At 41.2% G+C, this 14,319-nt stretch carries 14 protein-coding genes, 1 pseudogene and 1 other annotated feature; of the genes and pseudogenes, 2 read left to right on the top strand and 13 right to left on the bottom strand.

The features are described from left to right. Positions 1–14 precede the first annotated feature (14 nt). From EG2_RS08535 to EG2_RS08545, 3 genes are read right to left on the bottom strand one after another with little or no spacing between them, the layout of a single operon-like run. The gene (locus EG2_RS08535; protein WP_003126713.1) at positions 15–485 is read right to left on the bottom strand and encodes a V-type ATP synthase subunit K; all 471 of its coding nucleotides are present in this window, start codon (positions 483–485) and stop codon (positions 15–17) included. Further along, positions 478–2,445 carry a V-type ATP synthase subunit I gene (locus EG2_RS08540; RefSeq protein WP_060814346.1) on the bottom strand — a complete coding sequence of 656 codons (1,968 nt, stop codon included), beginning with the start codon at positions 2,443–2,445 and terminating at the stop codon, positions 478–480. The genes EG2_RS08535 and EG2_RS08540 overlap by 8 nt, the downstream gene beginning before the upstream one ends. Next, a complete protein-coding gene (locus EG2_RS08545) occupies positions 2,423–2,755 on the bottom strand; it encodes a hypothetical protein (RefSeq protein ID WP_060814347.1) in 333 nt (110 codons plus the stop codon). Before EG2_RS08545 ends, EG2_RS08540 begins: the two co-directional genes overlap by 23 nt. Positions 2,756–2,871: 116 nt before the next feature. Beyond that, positions 2,872–2,923: a sequence feature (sodium ion sensor (DUF1646 type); this cis-regulatory element may regulate processes involved in with the transportation of sodium ions), on the bottom strand. Between the two features lie 190 nt (positions 2,924–3,113). On the opposite strand from EG2_RS08545, the gene EG2_RS08550 reads away from it, so the two are divergent. Continuing rightward, the gene (locus tag EG2_RS08550; protein WP_249024262.1) at positions 3,114–3,773 is read left to right on the top strand and encodes an NAD(P)H-dependent oxidoreductase; all 660 of its coding nucleotides are present in this window, start codon (positions 3,114–3,116) and stop codon (positions 3,771–3,773) included. Further along, a complete protein-coding gene (locus tag EG2_RS19130) occupies positions 3,770–3,943 on the top strand; it encodes a hypothetical protein (protein ID WP_003126717.1) in 174 nt (57 codons plus the stop codon). The genes EG2_RS08550 and EG2_RS19130 overlap by 4 nt, the downstream gene beginning before the upstream one ends. A gap of 220 nt (positions 3,944–4,163) precedes the next feature. On the opposite strand, the gene dat is transcribed toward EG2_RS19130, so the two are convergent. The 10 genes and pseudogenes from dat to EG2_RS08600 all read right to left on the bottom strand — a co-directional run bounded on the left by dat (position 4,164) and on the right by EG2_RS08600 (position 14,215). Continuing rightward, positions 4,164–5,009, bottom strand: a complete 846-nt coding sequence (dat, locus tag EG2_RS08555) for a D-amino-acid transaminase (RefSeq protein ID WP_003126719.1) — start codon at positions 5,007–5,009, stop codon at positions 4,164–4,166. Positions 5,010–5,037: 28 nt separating this feature from the next. After that, positions 5,038–5,493: a GNAT family N-acetyltransferase gene (locus tag EG2_RS08560; RefSeq protein ID WP_060814349.1), complete on the bottom strand. Its 456-nt coding sequence runs from the start codon at positions 5,491–5,493 to the stop codon at positions 5,038–5,040. Next, positions 5,480–6,583 carry an AI-2E family transporter gene (locus EG2_RS08565; RefSeq protein ID WP_003126723.1) on the bottom strand — a complete coding sequence of 368 codons (1,104 nt, stop codon included), beginning with the start codon at positions 6,581–6,583 and terminating at the stop codon, positions 5,480–5,482. Before EG2_RS08565 ends, EG2_RS08560 begins: the two co-directional genes overlap by 14 nt. 401 nt (positions 6,584–6,984) lie before the next feature. Then, positions 6,985–7,413: a GNAT family N-acetyltransferase gene (locus tag EG2_RS19565; RefSeq protein ID WP_060814369.1), complete on the bottom strand. Its 429-nt coding sequence runs from the start codon at positions 7,411–7,413 to the stop codon at positions 6,985–6,987. 159 nt (positions 7,414–7,572) lie between these two features. Further along, positions 7,573–7,992 (bottom strand): annotated as a pseudogene (locus EG2_RS19570) (GNAT family N-acetyltransferase); the annotation flags it as partial. A 156-nt stretch (positions 7,993–8,148) separates the two neighbouring features. Further along, positions 8,149–10,047 carry an endonuclease MutS2 gene (locus EG2_RS08580; protein ID WP_060814350.1) on the bottom strand — a complete coding sequence of 633 codons (1,899 nt, stop codon included), beginning with the start codon at positions 10,045–10,047 and terminating at the stop codon, positions 8,149–8,151. Positions 10,048–10,307: 260 nt separating this feature from the next. Beyond that, the gene (locus EG2_RS08585; protein ID WP_060814351.1) at positions 10,308–11,249 is read right to left on the bottom strand and encodes an LCP family glycopolymer transferase; all 942 of its coding nucleotides are present in this window, start codon (positions 11,247–11,249) and stop codon (positions 10,308–10,310) included. Next, complete coding sequence (locus tag EG2_RS08590; protein ID WP_003126728.1) at positions 11,246–11,905, bottom strand: phosphatase PAP2 family protein; 660 nt, start codon at positions 11,903–11,905, stop codon at positions 11,246–11,248. The genes EG2_RS08585 and EG2_RS08590 overlap by 4 nt, the downstream gene beginning before the upstream one ends. A gap of 14 nt (positions 11,906–11,919) precedes the next feature. Beyond that, on the bottom strand, positions 11,920–13,089 hold the full coding sequence (locus EG2_RS08595) for an FtsW/RodA/SpoVE family cell cycle protein (protein ID WP_060814352.1): 1,170 nt from the start codon (positions 13,087–13,089) through the stop codon (positions 11,920–11,922). Then, on the bottom strand, positions 13,067–14,215 hold the full coding sequence (locus EG2_RS08600) for an FtsW/RodA/SpoVE family cell cycle protein (RefSeq protein WP_021149610.1): 1,149 nt from the start codon (positions 14,213–14,215) through the stop codon (positions 13,067–13,069). The genes EG2_RS08595 and EG2_RS08600 overlap by 23 nt, the downstream gene beginning before the upstream one ends. Between the last annotated feature and the right edge of the window lie 104 nt (positions 14,216–14,319).

Consider the following 14,319-nt stretch of genomic DNA (forward strand, 5'->3'; position numbering starts at 1 on the left):
GCTTGTCGCCTCCTTTAAATGGACCCTAATAGTAGGAAAGAAATAACGAAGCCTAAGATCGCGTACATTTCCACCATGACTGAGAACATAACTCCTTTGAAAAAGTGTTCCGGTTTTTTAGCTAAGATTTGAATCCCTGATGCGGCCACTCTTCCTTGTGCGATCCCAGAGAACAATCCGGTAAAAGCTACCGGCAATGAAGCCATCAAATAGGCCATTCCGGTCACCGTCGACATCTCTGCTGCCAAACTGCCGTAGATCATAAAGGCAATCACAAAACCATACAAACCTTGGGTTCCTGGCAGTAACTGTAGAATCAGTGCCTGCCCAAATTTCTCAGGTTGATTCGTTGTCAACGCCGCAGCTGCTTCCCCTGTCATTCCAACACCCTTTGCTGAACCAATTCCAGAAAAAATCGTTGCGATTCCCATTCCTATAATCGCAAATACCATTCCACCGTTGTTATTAATCAAGTAATCAATCATCTTTCTTTCCTCCGTTTTCTTTTTCAAAATCGACATATTTTTCACTCGGCTTAAAGGTATCGAACGCCCGGCCGCCACCTGTAAAGAATTTGCCAAAAAATTCTACATATTGTAAACGCGCTGCATGCACGTAAGCACTTAGTAATGACAAAAAGATATTTAGCGCCTGTAAGATCACTAACAGGATGATCCCAACAGAAAATCGTGCTACCGGCGGCATATAGCCCACTAATAAATTAAAGGCAGCGGCGATACTGCCGCCAGAGATCCCTAACGCCATCAAACGACTATAGCTGACAAAATCGCCAATATAGCTTGTTACCCCATAGAGATCATAGATCCCCATGAAAAAACCGCCAACTTTGGACTTTCCTTTAATGATCGGCACAATCACGATCAGCAGCCCGCTAAGTCCTGCTATAATCAATCCTAATGTGACGAGTGCTGGGGCGGTAAAGAGCCAATTTCCGGCAGCAGCAACCAAAAGTCCCGCCAGCAAGCCTTGCCAAGAAAAGCCTTGATTGACAGCTGCTAAAAAATCTTTCTTGCGAATATTTTCCTTCGCGGCCAAATAAAGACCTGTAAACAATTGGATTCCTCCAAAAATCATGGATAATCCAAAAATAGCCATAAAGTCTTTCGCTGGCGATAACAAATGAAATGGCAAAGTCGCTCCGAAAAACGAGCCATAGATCAATCCCCAAATCATCGTAGGAACGGATAATGTTTGAAACAGCTTCATAAACCGTTTCGTCCCTTTAGGTAAACGGAAAAAGTGCAGGCCGATAGTGGTCACCAGTGCCATCAATCCGCCATAGCCCAAATCAGCAACCATCATCCCAAAGAAGACATAATAAAAAGGTGTCATCCAAGGCGTTGGGTCGATCTCATCATATTTAGGCAAACTATACATTTCCGTCAACATTTCAAATGGTCTGATAAACGAAGCGTTTTGCAATTTGACTGGAACTTGATTCGCAGTCAATTCTTCTAAGGTAGGTTCATTGAATGAGCAATAGACTTCGCCGTTAAAAGAATCTGCCAGCTCTTTTTCAAGAGTCTGTTGATCTTGTTGCGCGACCCAGCCTCTCAAAACAGTATGATGTTTGCCAGTGACCAATCGTTTTCGTACCATTTTTCGTTGTTCTTTTGTCAAAAAATATTCTTCTGCTTGCTGCAAACAAGCAATCTTAGTTTTATACGTGCCAATCTGATTTGCCAGCTGTTTTCGCTGATCCGCTAGTTCTCGCAGTTTTGCCTGGGCCTCGTGCAACAGCACTTTTGGTTTTTTCAGACTGTCCGTATTTTCTTTTTTTACACTATATCGCTGAAAAACATTCTCAACTTCTGCAGAAAGCTTCTTCGGGTAAAGACAACTGAAATTTGTCTTTTTTGTATCCGAATAAATCATTTCCAGGTAAACAGCATCAAGTTGTTTGAGGGTCGCTGATATGGCTTCCCAATGAGAACTTTCAACACTGCCACAAAAGAAAGTGGCAAATGCCAACTCTTTTTCTTCGAGAGAAACATCCAGGTTTTGCCATTCCATTCCCCAGGTTTCTGATTGAGAAGCGGCTTGCATCGCTTCATGATTTTTTTGCCATTGCAACTGCAACTCTTCAATTTGTTCGACAAGCGTCAAGACAGTTTGCTCTTGAAAGGAGTCTTCAAATGCAGGCAGTTGTAAAGATTGGCGTTGCCACTCTCGTATTTTGCCGCTTCCGCCTTGTCGCCGAATGAACAAGATTGCTTCTTGGATCCTGCGAAGCGTCTCTGCGTAGCTAGTCGCTGTCTCTTGTTGATAATCAGCAAAAAATTCTTTGAGCCATGGTTGATTTTCTGCATTTTCAAAGACATCTTCAATCTCAACCATCTGTAAGCTTTGCAGTTTTTTCAATAACCGCTCTTGATGGGTTTCGGGGGCGATCAAGGTCAGCTTACTTAGTTTCGTGACTGCCATAAGTTTGGATCACTCCTTCAACGATCTGATCGACCACTTGTTCTTGACAGCGACGAACATTTTCTTGGAGATCTGCAATAAACTGTTGTTTCTCTGCTTCGATCTGTTCCGTCGTTTTTTGCAACGTTTGTTGTAATTGTTGTTCAAGTGCGGACTGTTCACGCAGACATGATGCTCTCAATTCAAGTACACGCTGTTGTAGTTCCTCCTGCTTCTCTTCTTCGTAATCAGACAGCGCTCGTTGCAATTGCTGCATCTGCTGTTGATTATAGGCTTCTGCCTCTTGCAGGCGTTTCAGTGCCTCTTCCATCAAAATATCCCTCCTATTGTCAAAGTAAACAAGACAATTGAAAAATAGACACAAAAAAGGCATACCTCGTAAAGAAGTATGCCTTCAAAAAAAAGATCGGCACGCCTTCAAGAATGTTCTCCTCACCCCTTGGAGAACGTGATCCTTGAAGCATCGAAATGCTCAACCTTTGTCTGTCTTCTATTCAATTCACTAAACAGTATAGCAAAAAAAGACGGACGATTCAAGTCAGTAAAGATTTCACTGAACCAATAATGACTTTAGCCTCTCTCACATTTATCCTTCTAATTTAAAAGCAGAGTAGTTCCGTTTTTGCCAGAATTATGTTACATCTATAGGGAAAGGATTGATTTTCTTTATGATTAGAACATTAGTTATTGCCAGTCATCCGTCCTATGACGACTCTTTATCTCAACGTTTTTTTAGCGAAAGTGCCAAGATGCCTAATGTCAGTGTTCATATGCTTGACAAAGTTGAGGGGGATTTTGATTTAGAGATTGAGTTAGAACGATTGCAAACGATCGATCGTCTGATTTTCCAGTTCCCCCTTTATTGGTACCAAGTTCCTGCAAAAATGAAATGTTGGATCGATACGGTTTGGGAGGCAGCCAAACCCTACTTATTAAATAAAGAAATCGGCTTTGCGCTTTCTACAGGCGTTGCAGCCAAAGAATTTCAACTAGGTAGAAAAGAAGGAGCCAGTTTTTCTGAAATTTTGCGACCTCTAACCTTAATGGCACAAAAATACCAAATGACCATCTTACCGGTTCTCGTTCTCGATCAGTTGATGTATAAAACAGAAAAAGAGAAACGGCGATTTGTGATCGACTATCAGCAGCTGCTGACAATGGAATCCCCCTTTTCATTTGCTGCCAAACAACAGTGGTTTATTCAAAGACTAGAAGCACTGACAGCTGAAAATCCAAAACTCGCTCCTCTTCTCGATCAACTTATCCAAAATCAGGAAACCTTACTTGAATTAGATGAAGCTCTTGCTGAAATGGAGGCTTACGAATGAATGAGGCATGGATCCACTCCTTGATTGAAGAACAAACCGCGGAGACACTCAATTATCATGAGAAAGCCTTCTTGCAAGAATTAGAAGTGCTTTTGACACAACAACAAACACGAATTCAACTGAAGCAAGGCGAGTTGGACAGTAAATTATGGAATCCCCAAGACTGGTAAGACCATTTTTGACAACATGAAACGCCCAACAATTGATTGCTAAGCACAGTAAACGACGTGGCTGAATGAAACAGAAACTTGAAAAAACTAAGTGTTCTGCTAGCACGTCTCTGATTCCTATTTCAACTAACATCTACTAAATGGTGAAATCCCCCTAAGAGGTCGCTAGTCAGCTAACTCTTAGGGGGATTTCTATCTCAGGTGGGTGTATTGTTTGGAGTCAGTTCTTTTTTGTTGCTTCAATATACGCTTGTTGTAGTTTAGCAGTCACAGCTCCTAGCTGTCCAGTTCCCACCGGATGACCATCGATACCAACAATTGGCACGATTTCCCAGACAGAATTGGTAATAAAACACTCATCAAATTCTGCTAATCGATCAATCGCAACGGCTTCTTCCTTAACTGGTAGCTTCAATTCCTGACACAAGCTTAAAACTTTCATTTTTGTGATCCCAGGTAAAACCAGATTGCCATCCGGATGCGTATACACCGTTCCTTTGGAAACAAACCATAAATTTGAAGCGGAGGCTTCCGTAAAAAAGCCCTCTCGATGCAGTAGTGCTTCATCATAACCATTGGACCGAGCCTCCTCTAAAGAGAGCAGATTCCCCAAAAGGCTTAATGATTTGATGTCACAATGAAGCCAACGCTGGTCAGGGATTAATGTGGCTTGAAGACCATTACGCTGCATGTCCACTGGACGATGGAATGGAATAACATTTGCAGTAAGGACACTTTTTATCGTCCCTTGAGGAGGAAAAACATGATTTCGCGGACTTAAAACCCCTCTTGTCACTTGCAAATACACTTCTCCGTCAGTGATTCCCTCAATGTCGATCAATGAACGTAATCTGTCTTTGAGAATGGTGGTTTCATAAGGCAATGTCATTTTTATTTTAGCGGCACTGTTCTCTAGTCGCTGCAAGTGCTCTTCGGCCATGAACATTTTTCCTTGATAAATGCGAATAACTTCGTAGATTCCGTCTCCATACTGGTAGCCGCGGTCTTCGATATCGATTTGAACCTCTTGTCGATCAACGATCTCTTCATTCCATAAGACTTTCATGATAGCCTTCCCTCACTTTGCGATTTTATCAAAATTTTTTTTGGTAGATATAGGATAGGTCTTTACTATACCATTTTTCACCAATTTTTTTAAAGCCATTTTTTTCGTAAAAGCGCTGGTTTCTAAGGGAATATGCTGGTGTTTCTAGTATCCAGTAATCGACGGGAAATCGTTTTTCAAATAATTGCCAAGCAAGAGTCCCAACCCCTTTACCAATAAAATCAGGGTCGAGACAAAAGAAGCAAATCTGGTGTTTACTAGGATTTGCCACAATCAAACCAATAATGCCATTTTCTTGCAGCAGGTAAAGACTGAGATCTGGATCTTGCTTCACTCGTTTCAATAATTCTCCATTATGATAGCCAGATGGACCGTCTCGTTTGTCTGCCCCCAAATGGCAGGCGGTATCTGCATCAAAAGAGGTCCGTATTATTTTTGCTAGTACAAAATCTTCTTTGTCCCCTGCATATTCAACGATTTTCATTTTCTTTTCCTTCTTGCTTTACATGTTTTTGCTGTTGATAATAGCGGGTCAAAGTTCCTGCCATGGCCATCACGATCGAATAGACCGGCAGCGCAACGATCATTCCTACAAATCCTAATAAATTCCCGGCGATCAATAATAAGAAGACGGCAATGATAGGATGGATATGCAGCACTTTATTCATGACGATTGGTGAAACAACATACGACTCGCCAAATTGAATGATCGTAATGCCAATAACTAACAAGACTGCTGTTTTCATATCTTGACTCAGAGCAAACAAGAATGCTGGTGCCGCGCCGATAAAAGGACCAAAATACGGAATGATATCTAGAACACCACAGATTAAGCCTAGTAACAAGGCATTTTGCAAGCCTAAAAATGTAAAGATTAGATAGCTGAAGACGCCAACATACAAACAGACAAGTAGCTTTCCGCTAATATATGCTGAAGCAGCTTGATGAAAATCTTGACACAACTGCAGAATAAGAGAGCGAAATTTTTTTGGTGCTTTCGAGACCAAAAGATCAGGAACCTTATGTCCATCTTTAAACATATAAACCAATAGCAACGGAATCGTGAACAAAACAATCGCTGAATGAGAGACGATTGCTACCAAACTTGTCAGACTATTCGTAGCCCCAGTGATAAACTGAGCAGCGAGATTACTGATTTGGTTGATATCCAATGAATCTAACAGTGGACCAAATAATTCCTCAAAAGAAGAATGATCGATATTGTCAATGATTCTGTTGATGATGTAAGGAATCTGATTGATAAAACGTGCCATTTCGTTAATCAGTGCCGGACCGATCACCTGAATGATTAAATAAGCAGCAAAGAGGATCAGAAGCAATGTGACATAAAGAGCGAGATGTTGATTGCTGCTCCTTTTTTTGATCAAATTGAAAAAAGGCAAAAAGATATAAAAAATAAATACAGAAATCAAAACGGGTAAAAAGACACTAGCAAAAATGGCTTCTAGCGGGCGGAAGACAAACAGAATATTTGAATAGATCCATATGCCTAGTCCCACCAAACAAATAAACACAAGTACTGCAAATAATTTCGACTTTTTTAATAGCTCCAAAGAAAAACCTCCTGTTTTTTTGTTAAACAATCATTACTAGTTTAGCATATTCACTATGTCTTAACCGATTTTTTTGTCACAAAAACAAAATTTCAATAAAATTATTTCATTAATGTTATTAAATTTGACGTTTTCTATGTTCCCGCTAGAAAAATGAAACAAGAGGTTTGCTAGAGACAAGTCCTTGCTACGATCAAAAAAAAGTGGCATCAGTCTGATAAACCTTCGATCACAACAGTCAAGATCAGCCATTATAAGACGACATCCAGAGGACGGCTTCTTTAGTGATCGAGTGTGTCTTCGTGGTTAAGACTTATGCCACTAGTTTTTCCTACTTCTTTTCTTACTTATTTACCTACTTACTTCCCTGTTTACTTTCCTACTTCTTTTCCTATTATTTGTTAGGAAGATAGACCTTCACTAACTTTGTTAGCGGCATATAAAAAGGCGACCGCATGACTTTTCTCCACTGTTTGGAACCCGCAAGCTTCGTAGAAAGCCCGCGTTTTTTTCGTATCGTCAGTTAATAAAATTTTTTGACGAATTTTCGGGTAGTCTCCTACTATTTTTTTTAGTAACGTTTGCCCGATTCCCTGCCGCTGGAATTCTTTCAATACGAGTAAATCTTGGATATACAAAATCGTTTGCTGATCCGTTATTCCTCGCACCAAACCAACTAAGCGCTCTTGCTGCCAAGCAGTGATCACGTGGGATTGCTGAAGTGCTGCCCACAAGACTTCTGGTTCGCGAATATACAAGGACCAGCCAGCATCTTGATACAACGAAAGGACTTGTTGTGGGTCCTCTGGAAGGTGTTTGCTATAGTGAATCGTTGATGAATTGTTTTCTTTCTGTTGAATTGCTGTTCCTTGGCCGTTCTCTGAGACAGCTAGCCATTGGTTATACGTGAGGCTAGTAAAGTGTTCTTTTCTTTGTTCATTTAACAGAGGAACCTCGACTGTTTGAGTTAACTGATAGACAAAACCGCATTTCTGTTGGACGCGCCAAGATTGTTCATTACCATCATAATAGCCTGCCCAAACCGTTAGCTTCGGTTCCCTGGCAAACTGATCAGCAAGGATCGCAGTCAACGCCTCCACTGTATAGCCTTGTCCCCAGTAAGCTTTCCCGATCCAGTAGCCTACTTCAACTGCAGGCGGGAGCATAAATTCTTTGCTGATTGGCATAATACCAATACTACCAATCGGCGTGCCATCTTTCAGACAAATAGCATAAGTCGTTTCATTCGTGTTAAAAACATCCGTAATAATTGTTTCGCTTTCTGCCACAGATTGATGCGGCGACCAGCCGGCTCTTGGGCCGATAGCAGGATCTTTTGCCAACTCAAACAACTCTTTGGCATCAGAATTCTGCCAATGTCTTAAAATTAAACGCGTTGTTTCTATCATCTCTTTCCCCTCTTTCGGACCTTTGCTGTGAGCATCCTATATATTTATTGCATTTCTAGCGCTATTTCTACCATTATTGGAAACACTTGCGTATTGTTGCAAAATAGCTTGATTTTTACTGAAAGTTATCTTTGCTAGCTTATTTCCTGCGATCAATTACGGTTGCGCGCCGTCGCCTTTCGCAAATGCTTGCCTTTCCTGTGCTTGTTTTCTTAATTTCTTTTGCGCTTTCTTCGATCCACGGTCGATATCTCGGTTAAATTTCCGTTCTGCAAATGAATGGAACAGACTCTCCAAGTCATACCCTGCTGGATATAATTCTTCTCTAGACATCAGAAGCTTGACTCTTCTAGTGGGAACGATAACCAATGATTCATCCAGCAAAATCTGTGCTTGATTGCTTTCTAAATAAGCATAAAACAAGCCCGTTTGATTTGTCTCTGTGTAAGAGATGCGATCGCCTTTTTTTAAAGTAGCCACGGATACTTGCTGTCGTTCTTTCTGGATGCCTTTAAATACTGCTTTTTCCGTTGGATACTGTTTCGTTTCTAAGTATCGTTGTGCTTTAGCAACGATTTCTTTAGAGACTGACATCTTTTCTGCGATCCAAAAGGCATTACTGGTACCCACAGCATCAGAAAGCAGCCGATATTTAGGTGTCAATGTTTCTGGATCAAAAGCCATTGCAGCCGTATGGAAATCTTGATGATCAATAGCAAACTGTTTGATTTCCCCATAGTGGGTAGTAGCGATCAAAAGCGCACCTGAATGATAGATGGCTTCCATGATCGCAATCGCTAAAGCAGCTCCTTCATTTGGCTCTGTTCCGCTGCCGATCTCATCCAGCAATACAATGCTTTGCCGTGAAGCATGCTTGACGATTTGGGCAATGTTGTTCATATGTCCCGAAAAGGTACTTAATGCGTTCGCTAAACTTTGTTGATCCCCAATATCCATCCACAGATTTTTCAAAAATGGAACCTGACTTCCCCCAGCATGTGAAGGAAAGAGACCATAGTGCGCCATCACACAAACCAGTGCCACAGTTTTTAACACCACCGTCTTCCCACCGGCATTGGGACCTGTGATCACCAAACAGCGAGCATCGTAACCAAGTTGTAATGACAGAGGAACTGCTGCTGCTCCTAACAATGGGTGTCGAACTTCCTGTAAGTCGATTACTTCTGCTTCATTGATTTCTAGCGGAACACCATGAATTTCACGACAGTATTTTGCTCGAGCAAAGATGATGTCCAATTCAACCAATACATCCAGACAGGTAAAAATCTCTGTTAAGTTTTCTGCAAGCAGTCCAGTCAATCCAGCTAAAATTTGATACTCCTCGGCAGTCTCCTCTGCTTTGGCCATTATCAAGCGATCGTTCAAGCGAATCGCTGCTTCTGGTTCGATGAAAACTGTTGCCCGTTTATTGGAGCGTTCAATAATCTGCCCTTTGATCTGATGTTGAAATTCGGAGCGCACAGGTAGTGTGTAGCGATCATTTTTTTGAATGATTCGTGCATCTTGTAATAGTCGTGGATCTTGCAAAAACTTTGAAAAGACTTTTTTCAATTCTGCTTCATGCTTGGCTATTTGTCCCCGGACTTTCCTAAGTTCACGACTTGCATCGGTGTCAATCCGGCCATTTCGGATTTTGTCAAAAATTGTTTGTACGGTGTCTGAAAAGTCCGTTAATCCTTGCGCATAGCCAGTAAGCCGCGGTGTCTGCCACTGGTTTTTTTCAAACATCTGACGGATCAATCGAAAAGACCGTAAAAAGTCTCCATAATCGATCAATTCTCTCGGCTCTAAAATCAAGCCTTTTTCAATTTTTGTCGTATGATGCAAAATATCAGACAGGCCCATGAATGGCACTTGTTGCCCAGAGCCTAAGAGGGCCATTGCTTCTTGTGTTTCCGCTAGTCTTTTTCTAGCGGAATGAATAGAAGAGGCCGGTTGTTGTTCGGCAAATCGTTGCTTGCCATAATCACTAAGGATTCGTTGACTAACAGTTGTTTTAATTGTGTCAAATTCAGTTTCTTGTGGGATATTCATATGAGGTCCTTTCTTGTGCCCGTGAAACGTCTCTCCTCCACGTTCAAAAAAAGTGTACAAAAAAGGTGACAGTTCCCCATCACCTGTTTTTATCAATAACGATTTTGATCGGTATCTGCAGGCACAACAAATAAACTTAGTATTGTTTATTTGTTTAAATTTGCTAGTTAGATACCTAAGACACTCATCAAGAGACCTCTTTCTTTTTTTGAACGATTTTCTTTATTTTAGTATATCTATGATCGAATTGTCAACATCATCTATTCTGCCGGTTCATTATGTGTTTGCATATCCAATTCAGAATGTAATCGCTGGATCGCTAGCTGTCGTTCCTCATCAGAGATTTCTTGGTAAGAAATCCCTGCTTCTCCTTGCAAGCCATCTCCCGTAAATCCTGTCCCCTGTATTTGATAGAGATCAACTGTTGTTAGGGCAGTCTGGTAACTCGTTATTAATCGTGAGATCTGCTGAAAAGTGAGATCCGTTTGGCCGTTTTCTCCAACGATCGACATGAGCTCTTGGTACTGGAACAAACTTGACAGAGACAGCAATTCTTTAGCGAGGAGCTCAGTCACTTGTCGTTGTCGTCTCTGCCGGCCATAATCCCCTTCTGGATCATCTTTACGCATCCGAGTATACTGAAGTGCTGCCCAACCATCTAATTGAAGCTCCCCCTCTGGGTAATGAATTTTCTCAGCCGTAAACTCAAAATCGTTGTAAACTGTGATTCCGCCAATCGCATCTACAAGATCTGCCATGCCATCCATATTGATCGAGAAATAATGATGAATTGGGATCTGTAAAAATTGTTCGATCGAAGCGATCATCATTTCGGCGCCCCCAAATGAGTGGGCATGATTGATTTTATCTTTGAAACCTTTACCAACAATCTCTACATAAGCATCACGAGGAATACTTGTAATGGATGTCCGCTTATTTTTTGGATTCAATGTCACGATCATGATCGTGTTCGCACGATAGTCTGTTTTTCGCTTTGAATCATTTGCGATACCCAAAAGGAGCAGACTTAGGGGTTCTACCTCTTCAATTACTGTTGCTTCTCGCCCTTTAATCGGTGCGTGCATGGTTTGAACCGTTTGTTCTGCACGAAGAACGATGCGCAGCGCATAGACTGTTCCAACGGTCACAAGCAGTGTTAAACTAACCAAAAGCGTCAGCCACACTTTCTTTCCATTCGTCATGGTCTTCTCCTTTGCTTGAATTTATCGGATAAATTGTTACTTTTACTCGTAAGAATCCTTTCAGTCCATTCATAAGTCATCAATGTGATCCCACTTGCTAAACAGATACTTGCGAGGGTATCGCTTGGGTAATGAACGCCTAAATAAAAGCGGGAAAATATTACTAAAAGAATGAAAGAGCCGCCGAGGATAGCCAACAGACCTTTTTTCTTAAACAAAAATCGAGTGAAAAGCAAACAGGTAGTCACCAGTGTAACAGCTAGCAGGGTATGGCCACTGGGAAAGCTGTATGAATCGCGAACCATCCCAGCTTCTAGGACTGGGCGTGGCCGCTGAATCAGCCATTTCATCACTTGACCGATACCACTCACCACAATCAGATTTCCTATTCCCCAGATTGCCCAAACTCGTTGCTGCTTTTTCCATAAATAGATGCCCAAAAGCAGAAATAAACCAGTTATTGGTAGGATCGTAGCAGTCGAAGCGATGCCCAACATGATTTGGTCTCCTAAAGCAGTGCGCATCTGAGGCAAATTCCAAAAGAGTCGGTCCATCCTTTGAAACCAGTGTGGCTGATGCAAGACTAGGATCGTCAATAAAAAAAACAATGCAATAAAGCTAAGACTGACCGTCATCCGACGAGTTCGATTGAACATTTTAGTAAACTCCTTTAATTTATTGGGAAAGTTTTTTTCGGGGCATACGCCTTCTCCAGCCCAAAAATAATGCCTAAAGAGAGACCAACTGCAATCAGCGAGGTCCCACCTTGACTCAGAAATGGTAGTGGAATACCCGTCAAAGGCAGTAATCCAATCGCCGCCCCGATATTTTCAAAAATTTGAAAAACCAAACCAAAAACAAACGTGATCGATAGATAGACCGAGGCTTTATTATTTGTCCGCAATGCTGCAAAAATGATCTGATAAATCAAATAAAAATAGAGAAAAATTACTAATGAACTGCCTAAAAATCCAAATGATTCTCCGATGACTGTAAAGATCATATCGGATTCATGCACAGGAACGTAGACAGGAATGTGCGTGTCACTTGCCCCGAGGAGACCACCTGAACCAATTGCCCACATACTTTGTACTTGTTGGTAAGCAATCGAGTCTTGATAAGCAAAAGGATCTGCCCAAGCTTTGACTCGATCCAATTGATAGGGTTTAAAATGCAATCGAAACAACATCGTATTCCCCCAATCAGTAAAGACTAATAGCAATAACAGTCCGCCAACCACAGCCAATACCGTAAAAATTGCTGTCAACAATTTCCAATGGACACCGGAAATAACAAATAGTGCGCCGAGCATTACGATGAAAACCAAACTAGTACCAAAGTCCCGTTGCATATACATCAATAGAAAAGTCGGCAAACTATAAAGCACTATTTTTAGAATGTAGAAACAGTCAGATTTGATTGTTCGCTGAATCTGTCTTTTTTCATATAAGAGTGTGAGATACACCATAAACAATACAAAAGCCAATTTCATAATCTCAGAAGGCTGCAATGTGAAACTGCCGATCCGGATCCAACGTTTTGTATGGGTCAACTCAAACATGACGGGATCATAAAACCAGTACAATAATGTCATCAATCCTAGAGAAAGAACATAAAAGATGCCAGAGAACCGCAATAAAAAAGTCGTCGAAAGTAAACTGCCCGCAAACAATGCGATTGCGGCAATGATGCAAAAAAAGAGTTGCCGCACAACAACCGGTCCCGGATCAATGCCATCCAGCACACTGGCACCATATTGAACCGCAATACTCAATAAAAAAAGTAAGAAAACCGGCAGAATCAGTGCATAATTCACTTCATGTCGTTTGAAGTACTTCATTTGCTTCCCTCCCTCTTTCCAATTTGAGGCAAATACCAAAAGCAAACGAAAGAATAAAGTAACTGGAGCCACCATAACTAATAAATGGTAAAGGAACCCCTGTCATAGGCATTAACCCTAAGATACTTGCGATGTTGATACTTGTTTGCAATAACAACAATGTGGCAGTTCCTAATAGAATCAAGCCTATTTGTGAATCAATAGCTGTTGCCGAACGAATAAACAGGCGCAACACAATTAGAAATAATAATCCAATTACAAAAATCCCTACCAAAAGGCCAAGCTCCTCTACCAATACCGAAAAAATGAAGTCTGTCTCCGCAACGGGTAAGAACCCTTTTTTCGTGATGCTATTGCCTAAACCCAACCCGCTTAATCCGCCATTGAATAATGCATAATAGGAATGAATCATTTGGAAACCTTGACCATATGGGTCAGAAAATGGATCTCCAACAAGTTGGATCCGGTTGTATACATGCATGAAGAATTGTGGTAACCAGCCGTGTTGTCCTAAAAAGAGGACCGCACCTCCTAAAAGAAATAAACTGGAAATCAGTGCAGTAAATAGCAGGAATGTGACTTTGACTGGCACTTGAACAGTCGTGATCATAACAAAAGCCAAAAATAGTAAAATCATTACTCCTGCAACTTTAGGCTGCATTAGAACCAGCCCACAACATAGAAATAAGAGAAAGAGCGGCTTTTTTAATTCATTGAAAGATCGTTTGTCCTTAAAATAGTTTGCCAAATAAAGAATCATACCGACATTTGTTATTTCTGAAGGCTGAAACTGAATGCCAAAAATCGAAATCCAGCGCTGAGCACCGTTAACTGATACCCCGAAAAATGGCAGGTAGGCCAACAGTAACATGACAATGCCAAAGGCCAATAGTCCCACCGCTAACTTTTTGCTTAACAAAATTTCGACGCGGGTTTTTTGAATCAAAAGAATCATTCCCCAACTCAACAGCAGAAAAATCAGTTGTCGCTGGAACAACGCGGCCGGTGCACCCCCAGCAGTCATCAACCGGTAAGAACTTGCACTATAAATCATTAAAAGACCGATGATACTCAACAGCAAATAAGCTGTGATAAGTAACCAATCGATCTTTCTCTTTTTACTCATATCGTCCACTCCTTCCCTTGGAGCAGGTGATTTCAGACGTTATTTATTTTATCCATTTACGTTTTGAAACATACTCAAGAAAAGAAAAAAAGCCAAACTTCTCT

Source organism: Enterococcus gallinarum NBRC 100675 (genome assembly GCF_001544275.1).
GTDB lineage: Bacteria > Bacillota > Bacilli > Lactobacillales > Enterococcaceae > Enterococcus_D > Enterococcus_D gallinarum.

Bases quoted from the DNA above. Each gene is read 5' to 3' on its own strand.
- EG2_RS08550 (WP_249024262.1), top strand. From the start codon at position 3,114: ATGATTAGAACATTAGTTATTGCCAGTCATCCGTCCTATGACGACTCT.
- EG2_RS08600 (WP_021149610.1), bottom strand. From the start codon at position 14,215: ATGAGTAAAAAGAGAAAGATCGATTGGTTACTTATCACAGCTTATTTG.
- EG2_RS08580 (WP_060814350.1), bottom strand. From the start codon at position 10,047: ATGAATATCCCACAAGAAACTGAATTTGACACAATTAAAACAACTGTT.
- EG2_RS19130 (WP_003126717.1), top strand. From the start codon at position 3,770: ATGAATGAGGCATGGATCCACTCCTTGATTGAAGAACAAACCGCGGAG.
- EG2_RS08595 (WP_060814352.1), bottom strand. From the start codon at position 13,089: ATGAAGTACTTCAAACGACATGAAGTGAATTATGCACTGATTCTGCCG.
- EG2_RS08535 (WP_003126713.1), bottom strand. From the start codon at position 485: ATGATTGATTACTTGATTAATAACAACGGTGGAATGGTATTTGCGATT.
- EG2_RS08545 (WP_060814347.1), bottom strand. From the start codon at position 2,755: ATGGAAGAGGCACTGAAACGCCTGCAAGAGGCAGAAGCCTATAATCAA.
- EG2_RS08540 (WP_060814346.1), bottom strand. From the start codon at position 2,445: ATGGCAGTCACGAAACTAAGTAAGCTGACCTTGATCGCCCCCGAAACC.
- dat (WP_003126719.1), bottom strand. From the start codon at position 5,009: ATGAAAGTCTTATGGAATGAAGAGATCGTTGATCGACAAGAGGTTCAA.
- EG2_RS08585 (WP_060814351.1), bottom strand. From the start codon at position 11,249: ATGACGAATGGAAAGAAAGTGTGGCTGACGCTTTTGGTTAGTTTAACA.
- EG2_RS08560 (WP_060814349.1), bottom strand. From the start codon at position 5,493: ATGAAAATCGTTGAATATGCAGGGGACAAAGAAGATTTTGTACTAGCA.
- EG2_RS08590 (WP_003126728.1), bottom strand. From the start codon at position 11,905: ATGTTCAATCGAACTCGTCGGATGACGGTCAGTCTTAGCTTTATTGCA.